At 54.3% G+C, this 20,764-nt stretch carries 21 protein-coding genes; 12 read left to right on the forward strand and 9 right to left on the reverse strand.

Features of this window, described 5'->3' with window-relative positions; genetic code table 11:
- The first annotated feature begins 14 nt into the window (after positions 1–14).
- From I9W95_RS02570 to I9W95_RS02610, 9 genes are read left to right on the forward strand one after another with little or no spacing between them, the layout of a single operon-like run.
- Positions 15–383 carry an ATP synthase subunit I gene (locus I9W95_RS02570; RefSeq protein WP_225671540.1) on the forward strand — a complete coding sequence of 123 codons (369 nt, stop codon included), beginning with the start codon at positions 15–17 and terminating at the stop codon, positions 381–383.
- A 23-nt stretch (positions 384–406) separates the two neighbouring features.
- Positions 407–1,306: a F0F1 ATP synthase subunit A gene (gene atpB / locus I9W95_RS02575; protein ID WP_225671542.1), complete on the forward strand. Its 900-nt coding sequence runs from the start codon at positions 407–409 to the stop codon at positions 1,304–1,306.
- Positions 1,307–1,357: 51 nt separating this feature from the next.
- Entirely contained in the window at positions 1,358–1,585 is a 228-nt protein-coding gene (atpE, locus tag I9W95_RS02580) for a F0F1 ATP synthase subunit C (RefSeq protein WP_015488783.1), read from the forward strand.
- 53 nt (positions 1,586–1,638) lie between these two features.
- Positions 1,639–2,109, forward strand: a complete 471-nt coding sequence (locus tag I9W95_RS02585; RefSeq protein ID WP_225671544.1) for a F0F1 ATP synthase subunit B — start codon at positions 1,639–1,641, stop codon at positions 2,107–2,109.
- A gap of 11 nt (positions 2,110–2,120) precedes the next feature.
- Complete coding sequence (locus I9W95_RS02590; protein WP_225671546.1) at positions 2,121–2,657, forward strand: F0F1 ATP synthase subunit delta; 537 nt, start codon at positions 2,121–2,123, stop codon at positions 2,655–2,657.
- Positions 2,658–2,672: 15 nt separating this feature from the next.
- Positions 2,673–4,211: a F0F1 ATP synthase subunit alpha gene (atpA, locus tag I9W95_RS02595; protein WP_225671548.1), complete on the forward strand. Its 1,539-nt coding sequence runs from the start codon at positions 2,673–2,675 to the stop codon at positions 4,209–4,211.
- A gap of 59 nt (positions 4,212–4,270) precedes the next feature.
- The gene (gene atpG, locus I9W95_RS02600) at positions 4,271–5,131 is read left to right on the forward strand and encodes a F0F1 ATP synthase subunit gamma (protein ID WP_225671550.1); all 861 of its coding nucleotides are present in this window, start codon (positions 4,271–4,273) and stop codon (positions 5,129–5,131) included.
- Positions 5,132–5,169: 38 nt separating this feature from the next.
- On the forward strand, positions 5,170–6,564 hold the full coding sequence (atpD, locus tag I9W95_RS02605; RefSeq protein ID WP_225671552.1) for a F0F1 ATP synthase subunit beta: 1,395 nt from the start codon (positions 5,170–5,172) through the stop codon (positions 6,562–6,564).
- A gap of 59 nt (positions 6,565–6,623) precedes the next feature.
- Positions 6,624–7,052 carry a F0F1 ATP synthase subunit epsilon gene (locus I9W95_RS02610; protein WP_225671554.1) on the forward strand — a complete coding sequence of 143 codons (429 nt, stop codon included), beginning with the start codon at positions 6,624–6,626 and terminating at the stop codon, positions 7,050–7,052.
- 891 nt (positions 7,053–7,943) lie between these two features.
- Here I9W95_RS02610 and I9W95_RS02615 read toward each other — a convergent pair.
- Both I9W95_RS02615 and I9W95_RS02620 read right to left on the reverse strand, forming a co-directional pair.
- On the reverse strand, positions 7,944–8,786 hold the full coding sequence (locus I9W95_RS02615) for a crotonase/enoyl-CoA hydratase family protein (RefSeq protein ID WP_225671556.1): 843 nt from the start codon (positions 8,784–8,786) through the stop codon (positions 7,944–7,946).
- Between the two features lie 53 nt (positions 8,787–8,839).
- A complete protein-coding gene (locus I9W95_RS02620) occupies positions 8,840–9,709 on the reverse strand; it encodes a hypothetical protein (protein ID WP_225671558.1) in 870 nt (289 codons plus the stop codon).
- Between the two features lie 119 nt (positions 9,710–9,828).
- On the opposite strand from I9W95_RS02620, the gene I9W95_RS02625 reads away from it, so the two are divergent.
- Complete coding sequence (locus I9W95_RS02625; RefSeq protein ID WP_225671560.1) at positions 9,829–10,755, forward strand: LysR family transcriptional regulator; 927 nt, start codon at positions 9,829–9,831, stop codon at positions 10,753–10,755.
- A gap of 5 nt (positions 10,756–10,760) precedes the next feature.
- Here I9W95_RS02625 and I9W95_RS02630 read toward each other — a convergent pair whose 3' ends face one another.
- The 5 genes from I9W95_RS02630 to I9W95_RS02650 all read right to left on the reverse strand — a co-directional run bounded on the left by I9W95_RS02630 (position 10,761) and on the right by I9W95_RS02650 (position 16,792).
- Positions 10,761–11,798: a hypothetical protein gene (locus I9W95_RS02630; protein WP_225671562.1), complete on the reverse strand. Its 1,038-nt coding sequence runs from the start codon at positions 11,796–11,798 to the stop codon at positions 10,761–10,763.
- A 112-nt stretch (positions 11,799–11,910) separates the two neighbouring features.
- Positions 11,911–12,351 (reverse strand): cyanase, encoded by a 441-nt coding sequence (gene cynS / locus I9W95_RS02635; protein WP_225671564.1) that lies wholly within the window; start codon positions 12,349–12,351, stop codon positions 11,911–11,913.
- Positions 12,352–12,494: 143 nt separating this feature from the next.
- Complete coding sequence (locus I9W95_RS02640; protein ID WP_225671566.1) at positions 12,495–13,406, reverse strand: histone deacetylase family protein; 912 nt, start codon at positions 13,404–13,406, stop codon at positions 12,495–12,497.
- A gap of 3 nt (positions 13,407–13,409) precedes the next feature.
- A complete protein-coding gene (locus tag I9W95_RS02645) occupies positions 13,410–15,869 on the reverse strand; it encodes a putative bifunctional diguanylate cyclase/phosphodiesterase (RefSeq protein ID WP_225671568.1) in 2,460 nt (819 codons plus the stop codon).
- The gene (locus tag I9W95_RS02650) at positions 15,866–16,792 is read right to left on the reverse strand and encodes an ABC transporter substrate-binding protein (protein WP_225671569.1); all 927 of its coding nucleotides are present in this window, start codon (positions 16,790–16,792) and stop codon (positions 15,866–15,868) included. The genes I9W95_RS02645 and I9W95_RS02650 overlap by 4 nt, the downstream gene beginning before the upstream one ends.
- 197 nt (positions 16,793–16,989) lie before the next feature.
- On the opposite strand from I9W95_RS02650, the gene I9W95_RS02655 reads away from it, so the two are divergent.
- A complete protein-coding gene (locus tag I9W95_RS02655; protein ID WP_225671571.1) occupies positions 16,990–17,256 on the forward strand; it encodes a hypothetical protein in 267 nt (88 codons plus the stop codon).
- Here I9W95_RS02655 and I9W95_RS02660 read toward each other — a convergent pair whose 3' ends face one another.
- Both I9W95_RS02660 and I9W95_RS18455 read right to left on the reverse strand, forming a co-directional pair.
- On the reverse strand, positions 17,257–17,994 hold the full coding sequence (locus I9W95_RS02660) for a LytR/AlgR family response regulator transcription factor (RefSeq protein ID WP_225671573.1): 738 nt from the start codon (positions 17,992–17,994) through the stop codon (positions 17,257–17,259).
- On the reverse strand, positions 17,991–19,055 hold the full coding sequence (locus I9W95_RS18455; protein ID WP_225671574.1) for a sensor histidine kinase: 1,065 nt from the start codon (positions 19,053–19,055) through the stop codon (positions 17,991–17,993). The genes I9W95_RS02660 and I9W95_RS18455 overlap by 4 nt, the downstream gene beginning before the upstream one ends.
- A 142-nt stretch (positions 19,056–19,197) precedes the next feature.
- On the opposite strand from I9W95_RS18455, the gene argH reads away from it, so the two are divergent.
- Positions 19,198–20,589 (forward strand): argininosuccinate lyase, encoded by a 1,392-nt coding sequence (gene argH / locus I9W95_RS02670; RefSeq protein ID WP_225671576.1) that lies wholly within the window; start codon positions 19,198–19,200, stop codon positions 20,587–20,589.
- Positions 20,590–20,764 lie beyond the last annotated feature (175 nt).

The raw sequence follows: 20,764 nt of genomic DNA on the forward strand, positions 1-20,764 counted from the left end.
TAGTGAGGCTCGGGATGGCTGGCATACCACGTCCTCCGGCCTACCGGATCGTGATTTTACAATTGTTTCTCACGTGTCTGGTTGCTCTTCTGGGACTGCTGCACAGCCCGACGGCCGCGAAATCGGCGTTACTGGGTGGCTTAACCTGCGCACTGCCGAATGCTTATTTCATCTGGAAAGCATTCCGCTACACAGGAGCAAGGGCTGCCGCTCAGGTGGTGCAGTCGTTTTACCAGGGGGAGTCCTGGAAGTTTGTGCTCACGGCGTTGTGTTTTGGTGTCATCTTCCAACGCGTCGAGCCACTGAATGTTCTGGCACTGTTTGCAGGCTTCATAACAGTGCAGTTGGGGCATCTGGCCTCAGCAAAGATTGCTAATTTATAAACCTTTGAAATTGAGAGTGAACAATGGCTGGTAACTCCCAAGAGTATATCTCGCACCATTTGACTAACCTCACCTACGGCAAGCTGCCGGCAGGTTATGTTCGTCATAACGAAGATGGCTCTGAAACTGAGCTGACTGAAGCAACCTGGACTATGGCCCACACCAAGCAGGAAGCTGCTGACATGGGTTTCTCTGCAATCCACGTTGACTCCATGGGCTGGTCATTCGGCCTGGGCGCCCTGATTATGTTCCTGTTCTGGCGTGCGGCTAAAAAAGCCAGCACTGCAGTGCCGACTGGCTTCCAGAACTTTGTAGAAATGACCGTTGAGTTCATCGATGGCACCGTTAAGGAAGCATTCCACGGCCGCAGCGCTCTGGTTGCTCCGCTCTCTCTGACTATTTTTACCTGGGTCTTCATGATGAACTTCATGGACTTGATCCCGGTTGATGTTCTGCCGTCCATCTTCGGTCTGTTCGGCGTTCATTTCATGAAAGTTGTACCGTCCACTGACGTGAACGTGACACTGGGTATGGCTCTGTTTGTATTCGCACTGATGATCTTCTATTCCATCAAGATCAAAGGTATTGGCGGTTTTGTGGGCGAGCTGACGCTGCACCCGTTTAACGCCAAGAACCCTGTGGTACAGGCTATCTTTATCCCGGTTAACTTCTTCCTGGAATCTGTTGCACTGATTGCCAAACCGATTTCCCTGGGTCTGCGACTGTTCGGAAACATGTATGCGGGTGAAATGATCTTCATCCTGATTGCACTCATGTTCTCTGCTGGCGCATTCATGGGTCTGCTGGGTGGTGTCCTGCAATGGGGCTGGGCGGTTTTCCACATTCTGGTGATCACACTGCAAGCGTTCATTTTCATGATGTTGACCATCGTGTATCTGAGCATGGCGCACGAAGATCATTAATTTTTTAACCCTTAACTCACTTTAACTAACTACTTCTATTTGGAGAAAATTATGGAACAAGGTCTGGTATTCCTGGCTGCGGCTCTGATGATCGGTCTGGGTGCTCTGGGTACAGCTATCGGTTTTGGTCTGCTGGGTGGTCGTCTGCTGGAAGGTACTGCACGTCAGCCTGAGCTGGGTCCAATGCTGCAAGGTAAGATGTTCCTGATCGCAGGTCTGTTGGACGCCGTGCCAATGATCGGTGTTGGTCTGGGTCTGTACCTGATGTTCGCTGCCTAAGGGTTCATTTTTAAGAACGAACTTCCTTAATCAATGAACATGAGGGCTCTGGCGTGAACATTAACGCGACTCTGATCGGCCAGATCATCACATTCGCCATCTTCGTGTGGTTCTGCATGAAGTTTGTATGGCCTCACCTGTTGAGCGCCATGCAAGAGCGTGAAAAGAAAATTGCCGATGGTCTGGACGCAGCGAACCGCGCTGAACGCGACCTGGAACTGGCTCAGGAAAAAGCCGCTTCCCAACTGCGTGAAAGCAAAGAAAAAGCTGCTGAAATCATCGAACAGGCTAACAAGCGTGCTAACCAGATTATCGATGAGGCTAAAGAAGCCGCTCGTACTGAAGGTGCTCGCCTGGTAGCTGCTGCTCAAGCAGAAGTTGAGCAAGAGGCAAACCGCGCTAAAGAAGATCTGCGTAAGCAGGTATCTGAGCTGGCCGTTGCCGGTGCAGCCAAGATTCTCGGTAAGTCAGTTGACGCAGCCGCTCATGCTGAGCTGCTGAATAAACTTGCTGACGAACTGTAAGCGAGGTTGCCATGGCTGAATTAACAACTCTCGCTCGGCCATACGCAAAAGCTGTGTTTGCTGAAGCGCAAGAGAAGAACGCACTGGATGCCTGGTCTGCTGACCTGGCGACACTGGCAGCATTTGCTGCTGATGCCGATATGGCGAAAGTGCTGGTGCACCCTTCTCTGACTGCCGCTCAGCAGGCGCAGGCTTTGACTGACGTATGTGGCGACAAGCTGAATGACGCAGCCAAAAACCTGGTAGCCGTTCTGGCGGAAAACAAGCGCCTGCCGCTGTTGCCTGAAATTGCTGCTCTGTTCGAAGAGCTGAAAGCCCAACTGCAAAACACTGTTGATGTAGTTGTGACTTCTGCCTACGAACTGACCAGTGACCAGGCTGACAAACTGGCGCAGGCCCTGAAGGCCAAATTGAACTGTGATGTACGTTTGAGCAGTGAAGTTGACGAGTCTCTCGTTGGCGGCGCGATCATTCGTGCAGGCGACCTGGTGATTGACGGTTCCGTAACCGGAAAGCTGTCAAAATTAGCCGAAGCGATGAAATCCTAGTTTGAGGGACGATGCATGCAGCAACTGAATCCATCCGAGATCAGTGAAGTCATCAAAAAACGCATCGAAAGTCTCGATGTGACTTCACAAGCCCAGAACGAGGGCACCGTCGTATCTGTATCCGACGGTATCGTTCGTATCCATGGTCTTGCCGACGCTATGTACGGTGAGATGATTGAATTTGAAGGCGGTGTATACGGCCTGGCAATGAACCTTGAGCGTGACTCCGTTGGTGCGGTAGTTCTGGGTGATTACCAGGGGCTGGCTGAAGGCCAAACCGCTAAATGTACTGGTCGTATCCTTGAAGTACCGACTGGCGAAGCTCTGCTGGGTCGCGTTGTCGACACTCTGGGTAACCCAATCGACGGTAAAGGTCCGATCGAAACTTCTACCTTTGCTCCGGTAGAGCGCGTTGCACCAGGCGTTATTGCGCGTCAGGGTGTAGATCAGCCTCTGCAGACTGGTTATAAGGCAGTTGACTCCATGGTACCGGTAGGCCGTGGCCAGCGTGAGCTGATCATTGGTGACCGTCAGACTGGTAAGTCTGCCATGGCAATCGACGCCATCATCAACCAGAAAGGTACTGGTGTTAAGTGTATCTACGTTGCAATCGGTCAGAAGCAATCTTCTATCGCTAACGTAGTACGTAAACTGGAAGAACACGGCGCAATGGATCACACCATCATCGTTGCCGCTGGCGCAGCCGATCCTGCAGCAATGCAGTTCCTGGCTCCATACGCTGGCTGTGCGATGGGTGAGTACTTCCTGGATCGCGGTGAAGACGCTCTGATCGTTTATGACGATCTGACCAAGCAAGCATGGGCATATCGTCAGATTTCCCTGCTGCTGAAGCGTCCACCAGGCCGTGAAGCTTATCCGGGTGACGTTTTCTACCTGCACTCCCGTCTGCTGGAGCGCGCATGTCGCGTGAACGCTGACTACGTTAAGAACGTAAGCGGTGTTGAAGGTAAAACCGGCTCTCTGACAGCTCTGCCGATCATTGAGACTCAGGGTGGTGACGTATCTGCATTCGTACCTACCAACGTGATCTCTATTACTGACGGTCAGATCTTCCTGGAAACCAACCTGTTCAACTCCGGTATCCGTCCGGCGATGAACGCGGGTATCTCTGTATCCCGTGTAGGTGGTGCTGCACAGACCAAGATCATTAAGAAACTGGGCGGTGGTATCCGTCTGGCTCTGGCTCAGTACCGTGAACTGGCGGCATTCGCTCAGTTTGCATCTGATCTGGATGAAGCAACCCGTAAACAGCTGGAACACGGCCGTGCGGTAACCGAGCTGATGAAGCAAGGTCAGTACGCACCAATGTCTACTGCTGAAATGGGTCTGTCGATCCTGGCTGCTAACGAAGGCTACCTGTCTGACGTTGAAGTGAACAAGATCCAGGCGTTTGAAGCCGCTCTGCTGAGCTATGCCAACAGCGAATACGCTGAACTGATGGCTAAGATCAACGAGAAGGGCGACTACAACGGTGAGATCGAAGCCGGCCTGAAAGAGTGTATTGAGAAATTCAAGAGCTCTCAGACCTGGTAAGTCTCATGCTGGCGGCTAAGCCGCCAGCGAGATTCACACAAACGTAAGGCAGCTTAGTTATGGCAGTCGGAAAAGAGATTAAAGAGCAGATTACGAGTGTAAAAAGCACGCAGAAAATTACTTCAGCAATGGAAAAAGTTGCTGTAAGTAAAATGCGTCGCGCTCAGCTGCGCATGCAACAGAGCCGTCCATACGCGGATATGATCCGCAGTGTGATCGGCCATCTGGCGAATGCGACATCTGAATATCGTCACCGTTATCTGCAAGACCGCGACGTTAAGCGTGTTGGCTACATCGTGGTGTCTTCCGACCGTGGCCTGTGTGGTGGCCTGAACAACAACCTGTTCAAGCGCCTCGCACAGCAAACCAAAGAATGGGAAGAGAAAGGCGTCGAAGTTGACTTCGCCGCTATCGGCTCCAAAGCCGGTCTGTTCTTCTCAGGATTTGGTGGCAACGTAGTGGCTTCCCAGTCTCACCTGGGTGATGCTCCTGAGTTGTCCAGCCTGATCGGAGCGGTAAAAGTGATGCTTGATGCATACGACGAAGGCAAAATCGATCGTCTGTACATCATCCATAACCGTTTTGTGAACACCATGACCCAACAGCCAACAGCGGTGCAGTTATTGCCCCTGAAGGCACAAGAAGACGATTCACTGAAACATCACTGGGACTACATCTACGAACCAGATGCCAAAGAGATCCTCGAAGGTCTGCTGGTACGCTTCGTAGAATCTCAGGTGTATCAGGGTGTGGTAGAGAACAACGCCTGTGAACAGGCCGCGCGTATGCTGGCAATGAAAAACGCCACAGATAACGCCGGCAGCATGATCAACGAGCTGAATTTGCTGTACAACAAAGCTCGTCAGGCAGCCATTACCCAGGAAATTTCAGAAATCGTTGGCGGTGCCGCGGCCGTTTAAGGCCCGGATCACAGGTTTAAGTTTAAGAGGAACCGAAAATGAGCGGATCTATCGTACAGATCATCGGTGCCGTTATCGACGTGGAATTTCCACGCGACAATGTACCTAAGGTCTACGACGCCCTGACCGTTGATGGTACTGAGACTACTCTGGAAGTTCAGCAGCAGCTGGGCGACGGCGTTGTCCGTACTATTGCGATGGGCTCCACAGAAGGCCTGAAGCGTGGCCTGAATGTGACTAACTCTGGCGCTCCAATTTCTGTACCAGTTGGTACCGAAACTCTGGGCCGTATCATGGACGTACTCGGTCGCCCGATCGACGAGTGCGGCGAGATCGGTGAGAAAGAGCGTTATTCCATTCACCGTAAAGCGCCAAGCTTTGACGAGCAGTCAAACTCTACCGACCTGCTGGAAACAGGCATCAAGGTTATCGACCTGGTATGTCCTTTCGCTAAGGGTGGTAAAGTTGGTCTGTTCGGTGGTGCCGGTGTTGGTAAAACCGTAAACATGATGGAACTGATCAACAACATCGCGAAGGCACACTCCGGTCTGTCTGTATTCGCTGGTGTTGGTGAGCGTACCCGTGAAGGTAACGACTTCTACTACGAAATGGCTGAGTCCGGTGTTGTAAACCTGGAAAACAAAGCTGAGTCTAAAGTAGCAATGGTATACGGCCAGATGAACGAGCCACCAGGCAACCGTCTGCGTGTAGCTCTGACTGGTCTGACCATGGCTGAGAAGTTCCGTGACGAAGGCAAAGACGTACTGCTGTTCGTTGATAACATTTACCGTTATACACTGGCTGGTACAGAAGTATCTGCACTGCTGGGTCGTATGCCATCTGCGGTAGGTTATCAGCCAACTCTGGCAGAAGAAATGGGTGTTCTGCAGGAGCGTATTACCTCCACTAAGACAGGCTCTATTACTTCTATCCAGGCCGTATACGTACCTGCGGACGACTTGACTGACCCGTCTCCAGCTACCACCTTTGCTCACCTGGACTCTACAGTAGTACTGTCCCGTGACATCGCGGCTAAAGGTATTTACCCTGCGATCGACCCACTGGATTCCACCTCTCGTCAGCTGGATCCACTGGTAATCGGTAACGAACACTACGACACCGCTCGTGGCGTTCAGGGTGTTCTGCAGCGCTATAAAGAGCTGAAAGACATCATCGCGATTCTGGGTATGGACGAACTGTCCGACGAAGATAAGCAGCTGGTAGCCCGTGCACGTAAGATCGAGCGTTTCCTGTCTCAGCCATTCCACGTGGCAGAGATCTTCACTGGTGCGCCTGGTAAGTACGTGTCTCTGAAAGAAACCATCCGTGGTTTCCAGGGCATTCTGAATGGTGACTACGATGACATGCCAGAACAGGCATTCTACATGGTAGGTACCATCGACGAAGCTATCGAGAAAGCCAAAAACATGTAATTTGGGCGGGAGCGCTCAGCGTAAGCTGAGTGCCTCCTCCTCTGAATGAGGATACGACTATGGCGATTACCGTCCACTGCGATATCGTCAGCGCCGAAGAGAATCTGTTCTCTGGTCTGGTTGAGCGCGTTGTGGCTTCTGGTGCACTGGGTGATCTGGGTATTGAACCTGGCCACGCAGCACTGCTGAGCCCGCTGAAACCTGGCCCGGTCCGCATTGTTAAACAAGGCGGCGAAGAAGAGATTGTTTACGTCTCTGGCGGTTATCTGGAAGTTCAGCCCAATAAGGTGACCGTGCTGGCAGATACTGCGGTTCGTGCAAACGACATCGACGAAGCTGCTGCACTGGAAGCTAAAAAACATGCTGAGCAGGCGATCGAGAATCAGGGTGCAGACTTTGATTACTCCCGCGCTCTCACTCAGCTGGCCGAGGCCGCAGCGCAGCTGCGTACTATCCAGCAGATCCGCGAGAAACTGGGCAAGCACTAAGCTTAAACAGTCGATCGTTAAAGAACCCCGCTCTGCGGGGTTTTTTTATATCTGCCGGAAGCTGCAGCCAGCTGCGTGCATACCCTATGGCCAGCAGATCCGCGAAAAGCTTGGTAAACACTAAGATTATTGCGGTACAGAAAACCTCGCTTCGGCGGGGTTTTTGTATGCCTGCTGGCTTACGCAGCGTGCTGCGTGCATAACTTATGGCCAGCAGATCCGCGAAAAGCTTGGTAAACACTAAGATTATTGCGGTACAGAAAACCTCGCTTCGGCGGGGTTTTTTTATGCCTGCTGGCTTACGCAGCGTGCTGCGTGCATAACTTATGGCCAGCAGATCCGCGAGAAACTGGGTAAACATTAAGTTTTCCCTGTTTCAGCAAAGAAACCCGCACTGTTCTGCAGTACGGGTTTTTTTATGCCGGAATGAAAAGTGCTGGAATACGCAGCCATCTGCGTGCATACCCTATGGCCAGCAGATCCGCGAGAAACTGGGTAAACATTAAGTTTTCCCTGTTTCAGCAAAGAAACCCGCACTGTTCTGCAGTACGGGTTTTTTTATGCCGGAATGAAAAGTGCTGGAATACGCAGCCATCTGCGTGCATACCCTATGGCCAGCAGATCCGCGAGAAACTGGGTAAGCACTAAGCTTCTTAGTTTTAAGCGAAAAAACCCGCCCTGTGCAAACAGCGCGGTTTTTTTTATTTCTGATTGGAGGTGCTGGAGTCCGCAGCCTGCTGCATGCACAACCCATGGCCAGCAGATCCGCGAAAAGCTTGGTAAACACTAAGATTATTGCGGTACAGAAAACCTCGTTTCGGCTTATTGCGAATGAAGGTTTTGCGTCGACGTCGCTGATAAGAAAAAGCCCCGCTAATGCGGGGCTTTTTTTCATTCAAATAACGGCTTGATAGGGCGCAGTGGCTCAAACTCCGGCGCTTGTTTTGTCGCTTTGGCCTGGAACGATTTCATCATGTCGCCCGGACGGAACATGCCGGACTGCCAGGTGGCCATGTACTTCAGGCTGTCTTCAACGCTGTGATCGCGGCTGTAGTTGAGCATTTCCTTGCAGCCACTTACCGCCAGTGGCGAGTTGGCAGCGATCTGCGCGGCAATGGTCATCACGCCGTCCAGCAGCGCCTGCTGTGATTCATACACTTCATTAACAAAGCCCAGCGCTTTGGCTTCCTGAGCGCTGAACTTACGGCCGGTGTAAGCCAGTTCGCGTACCACGCCCTGCGGCATCAGTTTCGGCAGGCGCTGCAGGGTACCGACGTCGGCGGTCATGCCCAGTTCGGTTTCTTTGATGGTGAAATAGGCATCAGCACTGCAGTAGCGTGAGTCGGCGGCGCACACCATATCCAGCGCGCCACCGATACAGCCGCCGTGAACGGCCGCCAGTACAGGAATGCGTACCTGCTCAAGAGAACTCAGGCTGGCCTGCAGATCCAGAACCAGGCGGCGCAGAGCCTCGCCCATACGACCAGGATCGCCACCCATTGGCAGCGCACTGGAATCTGAGAATACCCCCAGATCCATGCCGGCAGAGAAGTGCTTACCGGTTGATGAGATCACAATGACCCGCGCTTCTGCAGCGGCTTCGATCTCACGCACACATTGCGGCAGCTCTACCCAGAACGCTTTGTTCATGGAGTTCAGGGCCTCGGGGCGTGACAGTTGCAGGTGGGCGATGTGGTCTTTGATCTCGACGGTAAAACACTCGTAGGCAGACATTCAGAAATCCTCGTATGTTGACACCGTCAAGATAAAGCCGGGACGTGCAGGGGTCAATTGCTGCTCAACGTTTCCCGTGCCTGCTGATACTGACGCTCAAGCTGGGTGGTGTCATAGCGCAACAACTCTTTACTGCCGTCGGTGTTGAGACGGTATGGGATCCGATCGTTATCGCGGCCCCAGTCGCGCAGAGCAATACGACGCTTTTCCTGCCAGCCGCACTCGGCCCAGTTATCCAGTGGTGCAACGAACTGATGGGACTGGCCTGCCTGATCCAGGTAGGCAGCACTGAGCCAGCTCATCAATGGTGCATCGGGTCTGGCTTTCAGCGTAATCCAGAAAACCCGGTCCATACGCGGTGGGATGGTGAGGATGTCACTGTACAAATGATTGGAAGAGGCACCGATCGGCATGGAGGCTTCGCGCATGCTCTGGCGCACACGGTTGGTGGCCCGGTTGGCCGCTTCACCAACCGCAATGGCCAGACCTGCAACCTGAACACCACGCTCATCGCTGGCCATCATCAGTCGTGAAACGCTTCGCACCGCTGTGCGTGCCAGAGCGGCATTGTGTTCGTTACGGCGGCTCTGCAGTTCAAGTGCATCGGCCCAGGCCAGTAACTCGTGGCCGGTGAGAACATCGAACTGATTTTCATCGTAGTAGGTAGCGTACGGTGATGTCAGCTCTAGGTTGTGAAGTTCCTGCCATTCATCGCCTGGATTGCGAATGGAGACAGCGACATACGCGACATTAGGACTGCACAGGTCCTGGCGAAAAGCCGCGGAGATTTCCAGTGGTGGGTCTTGCTTGTCCTGCTCAGATACAAAGACAGCCTGCGGGCCGAGGCGGTGGCTGGCACAGCCGGCCAGCAGGGAAATGGCAGTGGTCAGAATAAGCGCAGGGGTAAAATGTAATTTGGGCATGATTGATCCGGTTCGTCCGTGAGTGGATACATACTAACGATTCAATGTGACAGTTTTTTGCCGGGGCAATTCCCGGGGCGTATGATGATTCACTCTGCTTATATTGCTGACTCACCATTATGCATAACATCAATTTATCCCGCGTCGACCTCAACCTGTTCGTGGTGTTCGATGCCATTTATCGCGAAGGCAATCTGACGCGCGCGGCGGAGAGTCTGCACCTGTCGCAACCAGCGGTGAGTCATGCGTTAGGGCGTCTGCGCGAACGTTTTGATGACCCGTTGTTCGAGCGCTCGGGCAAAGGTGTGGCACCGACACCGCTGGCCAAGGCAATTGTTGGCCGTGTACGTGCGGCTCTGCAGGATCTGGAGTCGACCCTGACCGAAGGGCTGAACTTCGACCCGGCGCAATCGAATCGGGTGTTTACGCTGGCCGCGCGGGATGTGCTGGAGTCGTCGGCGCTGCCACCACTGATGGCGCGGCTGCATGTGCAGGCGCCGGCGGTGCAGGTGCGCAGTGTGCGGATCGCACGGCGTGATATGGAAAGTGCGCTATCGTCCGGCCAGATTGATTTCGCTGCCGATGTATTGTTGCCGGTGTCGGATGAAATTGAGCATGCTGCTGTTGGCCAGGAGCAGCTGGTGGTGATGATGCGTGACAGCCATGTGGCTGCGGTCGGTGGCTGGAGTCTGGATGACTATCTGCAAAGCCGTCATGTACTGGTATCCAGTCGTAACGAAGGCCCGGGGGTTGAGGACTTTGCCCTGACCCGTATCGGTCGCGTGCGTGATGTGGCACTACGTTGCCAGAACTTCTTTGCGGCAGCACAGGTGGTGCGCCAGACGGATTTGCTGCTGACGTTGCCGTCGGGCTATGCCGATGAACTGGTGCGACAGCTTCCCGGATTAATTACGCGGCCACTGCCATTGTCGCTGGCGCCGCTGGAGCTGCACCTGTACTGGCATAAAAAATCCAGTCGCGACCCCGCGGTGATGTGGCTGCGTGATCAGCTCACGCAGCTTATGAATGAGGCCCGTCGCAGCTGACCGCTTCAGGGCAGGGTCAGGCTGCCGACCAGAGAGCCGGTTACTGCCGGTGTGCCGGTACTTACTTTCTTCGCATCATCCAGTGAAATGTTAATGCTGACGCTGGTGGCAGACGCAGAGATGCTGTTGCTGGCTGGTGTTGTGGTCTGCAGCATCAGTTGGTTGTCGTTATTCAGGGTGTAATACGGAGTCGTGCGGTAGCTCAGACCTTGCTGTCCGGATTCTGTGCCCAGCAACATGTACAGCGACAGCTCGGTATCCTGCGGGTCTGCAGTACAGGCTTGCTGCATGCTGCGCTCGCGACGCTGGCTGAAACAGAATGTATTGGCGTTGGATTCGGTTGTCGCGTCAAAGGTCAGGGTGCTCTGGCCAAAAGCGCTGGTAGCAGCGCTGATCTTGATCGCCTGGGTGCTCTGATTACTGTAACTGATACCTGTGCCGGATAAGGCCTGGCCAGTCAGCTGACTGTTGGAAGTTTTACTGAACGTGGGCTGGGTAATACCGCCGAACAGCGGCAGGGTGAAATCGCTGCTGGTATCTTCCAGATCCTCGAAACCACTGCCATTACTGTTGCACACAGACACTTCCAGCTGACCACCATTATCACGGATCACAAAGTGGGTTTTCTGTTCGAGAATGGTGGTATTGCGGGTATTAGCGCTGTCGCTGCTGCTGGTGACTTTATGGATAAGTACCCAGGTGCCGGTCAGATCGCTGTTCAGATCGCTACGTTCACTGTAGCCATCAAGGCTGTAAATCGTTGCATCAGATGTGTTGCCCAGTGTTTCCGTTGGCGTGACTTCTGTCGGTTCCTGCCAGTTGCAGTCAACCGGGGGTGGCGTTGTAGTACCACCGTCGCTGCCGGAATCACCATCACCGCCGCTGCTATCGCCGTCGCCGGAAGAATCGCCACCCGTGTTGTTGTCGTTGCCATCGTCGGTCTGGCCGCCGTTATCGGTAGCGGAAGATGAACCGGATGAGTCGTCGTTCAGCGGGCAGCCAGCCAGCAACAGTGCCAGCAGTGCAACGTAAAAAAAGCGCACGGGTGAGTCCTTATTATTATTCAGGCAAAAGACTAATCCGGCACGAACGTTCTGTAAATGCCTGTCCGACCGCCGGACAGTTATGTCGCAGCGGCGGTGGCAGTCTGGCGGATTACCAGCTTTTGTAAGGCAGGAACTTACCGTTAAGGGTGAGCAGCACGCGATCACCTTTCGGGTCTTCGATTTTGTCGACTTCCATCGAGAAATCGATGGCGCTCATGATGCCATCACCGAATTTTTCCTGGATCACTTCCTTCAGGGTTTCGCCGTACACACCAACAACCTCATACAGGCGATAGATCAGCGGGTCGGTTGGTACCGCCTGATCCCAGATTTTGGTCGGGTAGGCAGCCAGGGCGGTGGCCACATCTTTACCCAGACCGAGGTATTCACTGATGGCAGCAGCTTTTTCCGCCGGTGCACTGTTCATTCCCAGACAAGCCGACGTCAGCCATACCGGGGACATTCCCAGGTCTTTGCCCATTTGCTCCCAGCTCAGCTGCTTTTCCAGCTTCGCTGCGATGATGGTTTCGGTCATGGTCGCTTTATCCATATCAGGCATTCTCCGCAGTCAGTTTTGGGGCGGCCGCCAGCGTTGCGCCCACCGATGGTGCAGCCTGTGCACCAGCAGGTGCTTACAGACCGTTTGCACTGATATAGAGCAAAGGGAATGCCATTCTGCAGAATAACGCTGAGTTACAGATATAGCGGGAACAGGTGGGCGGCTGTTTCGGCGGCTATGGCGTGGCGGCGAGCCAGGCGAGCGTGGTCTTTGTCGTAACCACCGCCAATCACCGTCATCACCGGAATATGGCGGCGCAGGCAATGGGTCAGCACCAGCTCATCGCGTTGGCGTACCCCCTCCCAGCTGATGTTCAGATGACCCAGTTCATCATGCTCCCAGACATCAGCACCGGCATCGTAGAGCACGATGTCCGGCTTAACTTCATCCAGTAGCCGCATCAGCGTGTTATCCACAATGGCCAGATATTCGGCATCTTTCAGTTCGCGCTCCAGACCTATATCCAGATCGCTGCTGGATTTGCGGAACGGGAAGTTTTTCTCACAGTGGATCGAACAGGTAAAGGCGTTCGGTTCGTTGGCCAGAATGGCGGCGGTGCCATCGCCCTGATGCACATCCAGATCGAAGATCAGTACCTTTTGCACTTCGCCGTTCTGCAACAATGTGGCTGCCGTGTACGCCAGGTCGTTAAGCAGACAGAAACCGGAACCGAAGTCGCGGTGCGCATGATGTGTGCCGCCAGCCAGGTGACTGGCCAGGCCGTATTTCAGTGCCAGGCGGGCAGTCAGCAATGAACCATTGGGTGCGGTAAAGGTACGGTCGATCAGCCCCTGACTCCAGGGTAAGCCGATACGCCGCCAGGCTTTCGGATCCAGTGACTGATCACATAAGCCGGCGAGATACTGAGCATCGTGAATCAGCAGAAAGTCTTCGACGCTGGCCATTTGCGGGGTAAACAGGTTGTGTTTACCAATCAAACCCTCGTGCAAACAGTGCTGATAAAGACGCACAAACTTTGACATCACAAAGCGATGGTCGTCGGGAAACGGGCACGAGTAATTGGGATGGTAGACCAGCGGTAGCAAGGTTCAGAAATCCTGCGTTTGGTGTTCTCCGCTATTGTGCCTGATGTACTCCAGAAACTCTGCTTCCGTCAGCGGCGGGCTGTAGAGATAGCCCTGATACTCCAGGCAGCTACGCTTCTGCAGATAGTCGCGCTGCGGTTCCGATTCCACACCCTCGGCAATAATGCTCATGTGCAGGTTCTGACCGAGCTGAATAATGGAGTCGACGATCTGAGCCGGCCGCTGGCCATCGCCTATATCCATAATGAAGGAGCGGTCGATCTTCAGCTTGTGTAGTGGCAGCTTCTGCAGGTAGCTCAGAGAAGAATAACCGGTGCCAAAATCGTCCAGCGCGAAAGCGATACCAAGCTTCGCCAGGCGATCCATTTTCTCGCGGATAATGGCTTTGTCGCCAAGGAAGATACTTTCGGTAATCTCCAGTTCCAGCAGATGAGCGCTGAGTCCGGTTTCATTCAGGATGTCCATGACCTGTTGTTCAAAGGTGGCATCCATAAACTGAGCCGGACTGATATTCACCGCCAGACGACGGAATGACGGAGGCAGTAAGCCCAGATCGCGCCAGTGCTTCAGGCGCCGACAGCTCTCCTGCAGAATCCAGCTACCCAGCGGCAGAATCAGGCGAGTCTCCTCGGCGGCGGCGATGAAAATATCCGGCCGCACAGTGACGCCATGGTTGGTCCAGCGGCACAGAGCCTCGGCTCCGGTAATCTGGCCGTGGTCGTTCATCTGCGGCTGGAAAGCCAGGGTGAAAGCCTTGTCCTGAATGGCCTGATACAGGTCGTTGAACAGGTTCAGCTTGTCCTGGGTTTCCTGCTGCATGTTGTCGGTGTACAGGCTGATACCATTTCGTCCCAGCGACTTGGCGTGATACATGGCGGTGTCTGCCTGACGGATCAGGTCGCTGGCATCCAGTTGATCGGCCGGGAAAATAGCGATACCGATACTGGCGGAAATATGGAAGGTGTGAATATCAATGGCGTATGAACGGCGGATGGTATTCATCAGACGCTCGGCACTGTCGTGTGCCAGTGCCGCTGCGGTTTCAGGGGTGTCGGCCATGTCGTCGAACAACACCAGAAACTCGTCTCCGCCCAGGCGGGCGGTCAGGTCTTCGTCGCGCACGGCCTTGCTCAGGCGTTCGCCCACCTCAATCAGGATTTTGTCCCCCACCGGATGGCCAAGTGAGTCGTTGATGTTTTTAAAGTGATCGAGGTCGATAAACAGCACGGCGCCATACTTTTTCGCGCGGCGGGCGTGGGCCATTTTCTTATCAATATGCAGCAGGGCAAAACGGCGGTTGGCCAGGCTGGTGAGGGAGTCAAAATTGGCCTGAAATTCAATCAGCTGCTGCTTACGCTTCACTTCGCTGATGTCACGAATCAGCCACAGCACACCGGTGGTACGAATGTTGTTGCTGTCCGATTCATCCAGCAGGGGGGTCAGGCGCGACTCTACATAGAAGTCCTGATGTCGGAACTCAGATATCACAGTGTCGTGCAGCGTGATGGCTTTTAACCGGCACTCTTCCAGTGCATCAGCTTCTTCCGGGCTGACCCAGACTGAAAAGTATTCGCCGGAGAGATTCTGATTCAATTCCGGGATAGGGCTGTTGTCGGCACCGTAGCGACCCTGAATATAGCCATCGTTATCAATCAGGAAGGCCATGTCCGGGAACGCCCGGGTAAAGGCCTGATCGCGCATATGCTGGTCGTGGATCTGATCGACCGAGTGCTTGAGGTGGCGACTTAAACTATTGAATGCCCCTTCCAGATGGGAGAACTCAGTGGAGGTACTGGAATGAATGGTACTGCCCAGTTGGCCGTCGCGCAGCGAACGGGTGAATTCAACCAGCCGTGCCAGCGGATTAAGCACCTGCTTTCGTACAATGTGCTGCAGGCCAAGGGAGTAAAGTGCCAGCATGCCAATCAGGATAAAGACCTTATGAATGGCGTTGTGCAGTAATTCCTCGTACTGAAAACGGGCGTTGTAGTGAGCAATCAACCAGCCGCGCTGGTTTTCACGCAGTCGTTCCGTACGAATCACGATGGGCAGAACGGCATAAAAATCGACGCCATCCTGCTGCAATTGCAGTTCAGCCCCCTGCAGTGTCATGCCCGCTGGCAGTAACTCCGGGAAAAATTCTTTGCCCAGCTCAGAGCGTTTGGTCGACAGGCGAATGTAGCCATCAACGATCAGTTCCATATGCTCTACGTGGTGACGGGTCGCCATACGGGACAGGCTCTGGTCCGCCAGGCTCCAGTCGGATTCCGCCAGCTGATGTTGCAGCGTCAGGCGCAGCGACGTCATTTCAGCTTCCAGTTTGCTGCGCCAGGTATTTGAAAACTGACTGGTAAGTGCTTCGAACAGGAAATAGCCGACCAGTATGGCGGTAATCCCCAGTGCCAGAGCTGACCAGGTATGCAGTACCCGGCGCAGTGAAGAGCGTTTACGTGGGGTATTCATTGCATGCCCTCCAGCTCAAAACTGAAGGTCAGTTTGTCTATAAACAGTGGTCTGGCCAGCAGGCGCTGCCTGGCCATTACTTCACTGAGCGTCTGTGCGCTGCGATCCAGTTTTGATGGGTGGCCACTGAGCAACTCCAGATTGGCCTTGTAGTCGGGCAGAATCAGACCATCCAGAATATGCGGAACTTCTTCTGCGCTTAACTGCAGGCGCTTGTTCAGCATCGGCAGCATGGCCTGTGGGTGATTGGTGATATCAGCCAGCGCCTGATAATAGGCCTTAAGAAGACTTTCAATATCCCGTTTGCGTGACGACAGTAAATCACTGCGGACTGCCAGCACATCAACAATCTGACCTTCGATAGCAGAGCTGTCGAAGATCTTATGTGCACCTGCTTTTTCCAGATCGGCAGCGTAAGGGTAGAAAGTGACCGCTGCATCAATGCGCTTTGCACGAAACGCTTTAAGGTGATCAGTCAGAGGCAGGTGTACAACCTTTATGTCTTCGGCTTTCAGCTCCCCCATCTCCAGCGCAGACTTCAGCATCAGCGCTCCGACGGCGGTGGTTTCTACGGCGATGGTGTGTCCAGCAAGATCGCTGACACCTTCAATACCGGTGCGAGCCATCACCACATCGGCACCCGCGGAAATATCAAACACCAGAATGACCGATAGCTGCTCTCCTTCGGCAACCAGCGTCAGCACTTCGTCCAGTGTCAGCGCTCCGGCTTCCAGGTGTCCCAGGCGCAGGGCATCCATGACGTCTGTCGCAGAGGGTAGCTCGACCAGTTTTACATCGTCAGGGTTCAGGTAGCCTTGCTCACGAGCAAGGTACAGCGGCTCGTAGCCCGGCCACACATTGGTGCCCAGACGAAGGGGAACTGACGAAGAATCACAGCCCGGTAAGAGCAGCGAAGACGCCATAAACATCAGCAAGAGAACAAGAGGCCGCACGACGCACCAGTTAATCGTTAATACTGGTTAAAGCCTAGCAGTGGATCTGTGTTAGTGCCTGCTGTTGGTTATGTCAGTATGGCCAATGTTGATCTATACCAAGGGCTAATGGCTGATGAGGGAAAAACTGTGGTTCTCTGTCATATCAGCGACAGGAGATCTGCTCGATGGCAAACAACAAAAATAACGGTGGCGAGACCACTGAAACCCCAGCGAAGAATGCCGCAGTCAGTGGCTTTGAGAAATTCTTTTACCGCTATCTGGCATGGTTCCCGATTCTGGTGATGCCGATGCTGGTGGTTGAGGTGCTGCGCGATGGACAGTACGGCTTTGGTGCCGTTGTCGGCCTGATTCATGCGGTACTGGTATTCCGCTTTGTGCAGGTGGTGAATGTTGCCAGCCTGTTTCGTCGTCGTGCGGCCAGCGATTCCTGATCAGAGACCGCGCATTACCCGTTTGACGTCCGCCAGATGGCGTCGGCTGACGGGCACACCTTCTTCCATCCCCCGCAGGAAGACCTTGTGGCCCCCTTCGGGCTGGGCCTCAAGCCGCTCAATACGCTGACGTGCCACCAGAGCACTGCGGTGTACGCGCACGAACAACTCGGTAAATTCGTCTTCCAGCTGTTTCAGACTGTCGTCGATCAGCGTGTCACCTTCGGTATGGTGCACGTTGACGTACTTCTGGTCGGCGATGAAATAGAACACGTCATCCAGCGGAATCAGCTGCAGACCGTTGTGGGTACGGGCGCTGAGGTGCGTGCGTGCGCCTACCGTGGCCGCGACGTCAGTTATGCTGCGGCTGCCCAGCCATTCACCGGCGCGCAGCAGAGCCCGTGACAGATCTTCCTTGCGAATTGGTTTCAGCAGGTAATCAATGGCACGCACGGCAAAGGCCTGTAGCGCGTGTTCATCGTAGGCGGTGCAGAACACCAGCAAGGGTGGCTGCGGCAGAGTAGCGATCTCACTGGCGACATCCAGTCCGGTGCGGCCGGGCATCTGAATATCCAGCAACACCAGATCTGCATCGTGAATGCGCAGCCACGACAGCGCCGCATCGCCGTTGGCGGCTTCGCCGGCGACGACAAAATCATCATGCTCCTGCAGCAGACGTTTCAGGCGTTCACGGGCCAGTGGTTCGTCATCGACAATCAGGATTCGGTAGTTGCTCATCGGGTGTCCTTATCTGACAACAGGGCAGACGGCAGGGTCAGTTGGGCACAGTATTCCTGCCCGCTCTGACTGATGCTCAGTGCTGCCTGGTCATCCATCGCTTCCAGTCGTGCGCGGATATTATCATGGGCAATCTGATTGCCAATGTGGTCACTGCCCTCGGCCGGACAGCTGTTACGGATGCTCAGCCGCCAGCGCTGGCTATGTTCGTCCTGGCTCAGATTAATGTTGATGTAGCCTTCATCCGGACTCGGCTGGATGCCGTGATAGACCGCATTTTCCAGCAGCGGCTGCAGAATCAGCTGCGGTACCTGCAGTGCTGGCAAGCGTTGCGGTAGTTGCCATTGCACCTTCAGGCGGTCACCGAGGCGTACCTGTTCAATGGTCAGGTAGCGGCGCCCCAGTTCGATTTCATCGGCCAGCGACACTCGTGCCTCATCACTTTTCAGTACTGCACGGAACAGCTGCGCCAGATCGAGCAGCATGGTTTCGGCTTTGTCCTGATCAATGGCGATCAGTGAGGCGACGGTATTCAGGGTGTTAAAGAAAAAGTGCGGACGAATATTCGCTTGCAGGGCGGCCAGGCGTGATTTCAGCTCTGCCTGGGTTTTCAGTTTCCACTGGCTCTGCACATAGAAGTAACGCATGGCGCCGGCGCCAAATACTGAACTGATCAGTACATTGCGTTGCACCCAAGGCCAGTTAATCTCACCGTTATCTACAGGCCAGAACAGTTCTCCGGCAACACTGACGGCAAAGGTTACCAGCATGATCAGCATCAGTGCGGTAATCGAGGCAAGGATAACGGATAACCGTACCAGCACCCGGCGCAGCTGGCACAGCAGGGCCACCGACAACAGACAGACCCATTGCACAAAGAAGGACATCACCGCAAAGCGCTGCCACGATATCTGCGGCAGACTACTTTCCATCAGGGTCAGGGCCAGTACCAGTGCTTCGCTCAGCCCCAGTAAAATGATCACCGCCCGTGTGTTACACAGGTCTGGCAGAAAGAATGCCTCGAGCAAATCCTGTTGTTTCTGCGGTGATGTCGGTGCCACGGTCTGTATCCGTTGTGTTATTTGCTGCAAGTCTGTCCTGACGTTGCCTGCAGAGCAAGGGCATGAGTCACGAATCGGGCGACAGGCCGGGCCCGGGCTGGTTATAATTCGCGCCGTTTTTAAATTCCGGACCGAGGATTCTATGTCTGATTCCACCAACTCTTCCTGGGGTGGCCGTTTTTCTGAGCCGACCGATGCCTTTGTTGCCCGTTACACTGCGTCAGTAACCTTCGATCAGCGCATGTACCGTCAGGATATTCAGGGCTCCATCGCACACGCCAGAATGCTGTGCAAAGTGGGTGTTCTGACTGAGCAGGAACGTGACGATATTCTGCGTGGTCTGGAAGAGGTTCGTATTGAAATCGAACGTGGTGAGTTCGAGTGGTCAGTGGCGCTGGAAGATGTGCACATGAACATCGAAGCTGCGCTGACGAAAAAAATCGGCATCACCGGTAAGAAACTGCACACCGGTCGTTCCCGTAACGACCAGGTAGCGACGGATATCCGCCTCTACCTGCGCGACGAAATCGACGTAATTAACGCCGAACTGACCCGTCTGCAACAGGGCCTGGTGGAACTGGCAGAAAAAGAAGCCGACACCATTATGCCGGGCTTCACTCACCTGCAGACTGCGCAGCCAGTGACCTTTGGTCATCACCTGCTGGCCTGGAACGCAATGCTGACCCGCGACTTTGACCGTCTGCAGGACTGTCGCAAGCGTATTAACCAGATGCCGCTGGGTGCAGCAGCACTGGCTGGGACTACTTACCCGATCGACCGTCACTACACCGCAGAACTGCTGGGCTTTGACGCGCCAACCGAGAACAGCCTGGATTCGGTATCCGACCGTGATTTCGCCATCGAATTCACCAGCGCGGCGTCGCTGATCATGATGCACATGTCACGCTTCTCTGAAGAGCTGGTACTGTGGGCCTCGGCGCAGTTCCAGTTTGTTGATCTGCCTGACCGCTTCTGCACTGGCTCGTCCATCATGCCGCAGAAGAAAAACCCGGACGTACCAGAACTGGTGCGTGGCAAGACCGGTCGCGTTTATGGCCATATGATTTCTCTGCTGACGCTGATGAAATCCCAGCCGCTGGCCTACAACAAAGACAACCAGGAAGACAAAGAGCCGCTGTTCGACACCGTCGATACCCTGCGTGACTCGCTGCGTGCCTTCGCTGATATGGTTCCGCACCTGCAGGCGAAAAAAGAGTTTATGTATGAAGCGGCCAAGCGTGGTTTCTCTACCGCCACTGACCTGGCTGACTACGTGGTACGCAAAGGCATTCCATTCCGTGATGCCCACGAAATCGTTGGTAAAGCGGTGGCCTACGGCGTGCAGACTGGTAAAGACCTGAGCGAAATGACACTGGAAGAACTGCAGCAGTTCTCCAGCGAAATCAGCGCTGACGTATTCGACGTTCTGACGCTGGAAGGCTCGGTAGCCGCTCGTGACCATATTGGTGGCACCGCACCGAATCAGGTTCGTGCAGCAGCAGCACGTGCCAAAGCACTGATCGACGCTCGTTAATCCGCTTTCGGTTACGAACAAAAAAGCCCGGTATCAACCTAGTAGTGTCCCACAAATTTTCATTTGAACTTTTGTGGGATATTCCGGGCCTCTTGTCCTCATAGAGGGGCCTTACCCCTCTCGCCGGACGGGCTATCTCCCCGCTTCGCGCTGTTCTGGCTCGTTTACCCTTGAA

The organism is Thalassolituus marinus (assembly GCF_020320395.1).
GTDB classification, from domain to species: Bacteria; Pseudomonadota; Gammaproteobacteria; order Pseudomonadales; family Oceanobacteraceae; genus Venatoribacter; species Venatoribacter marinus.

Coding starts and splice junctions, on each gene's coding strand:
- atpE (WP_015488783.1), top strand. CDS start 1,358: ATGGAACAAGGTCTGGTATTCCTGGCTGCGGCTCTGATGATCGGTCTG.
- cynS (WP_225671564.1), bottom strand. CDS start 12,351: ATGGATAAAGCGACCATGACCGAAACCATCATCGCAGCGAAGCTGGAA.
- atpA (WP_225671548.1), top strand. CDS start 2,673: ATGCAGCAACTGAATCCATCCGAGATCAGTGAAGTCATCAAAAAACGC.
- I9W95_RS02570 (WP_225671540.1), top strand. CDS start 15: ATGGCTGGCATACCACGTCCTCCGGCCTACCGGATCGTGATTTTACAA.
- I9W95_RS02620 (WP_225671558.1), bottom strand. CDS start 9,709: ATGCCCAAATTACATTTTACCCCTGCGCTTATTCTGACCACTGCCATT.
- argH (WP_225671576.1), top strand. CDS start 19,198: ATGTCTGATTCCACCAACTCTTCCTGGGGTGGCCGTTTTTCTGAGCCG.
- I9W95_RS02655 (WP_225671571.1), top strand. CDS start 16,990: ATGGCAAACAACAAAAATAACGGTGGCGAGACCACTGAAACCCCAGCG.
- atpG (WP_225671550.1), top strand. CDS start 4,271: ATGGCAGTCGGAAAAGAGATTAAAGAGCAGATTACGAGTGTAAAAAGC.
- atpB (WP_225671542.1), top strand. CDS start 407: ATGGCTGGTAACTCCCAAGAGTATATCTCGCACCATTTGACTAACCTC.
- I9W95_RS02615 (WP_225671556.1), bottom strand. CDS start 8,786: ATGTCTGCCTACGAGTGTTTTACCGTCGAGATCAAAGACCACATCGCC.
- I9W95_RS02625 (WP_225671560.1), top strand. CDS start 9,829: ATGCATAACATCAATTTATCCCGCGTCGACCTCAACCTGTTCGTGGTG.
- I9W95_RS02645 (WP_225671568.1), bottom strand. CDS start 15,869: ATGAATACCCCACGTAAACGCTCTTCACTGCGCCGGGTACTGCATACC.
- I9W95_RS02650 (WP_225671569.1), bottom strand. CDS start 16,792: ATGGCGTCTTCGCTGCTCTTACCGGGCTGTGATTCTTCGTCAGTTCCC.
- I9W95_RS02590 (WP_225671546.1), top strand. CDS start 2,121: ATGGCTGAATTAACAACTCTCGCTCGGCCATACGCAAAAGCTGTGTTT.
- atpD (WP_225671552.1), top strand. CDS start 5,170: ATGAGCGGATCTATCGTACAGATCATCGGTGCCGTTATCGACGTGGAA.
- I9W95_RS02660 (WP_225671573.1), bottom strand. CDS start 17,994: ATGAGCAACTACCGAATCCTGATTGTCGATGACGAACCACTGGCCCGT.
- I9W95_RS02610 (WP_225671554.1), top strand. CDS start 6,624: ATGGCGATTACCGTCCACTGCGATATCGTCAGCGCCGAAGAGAATCTG.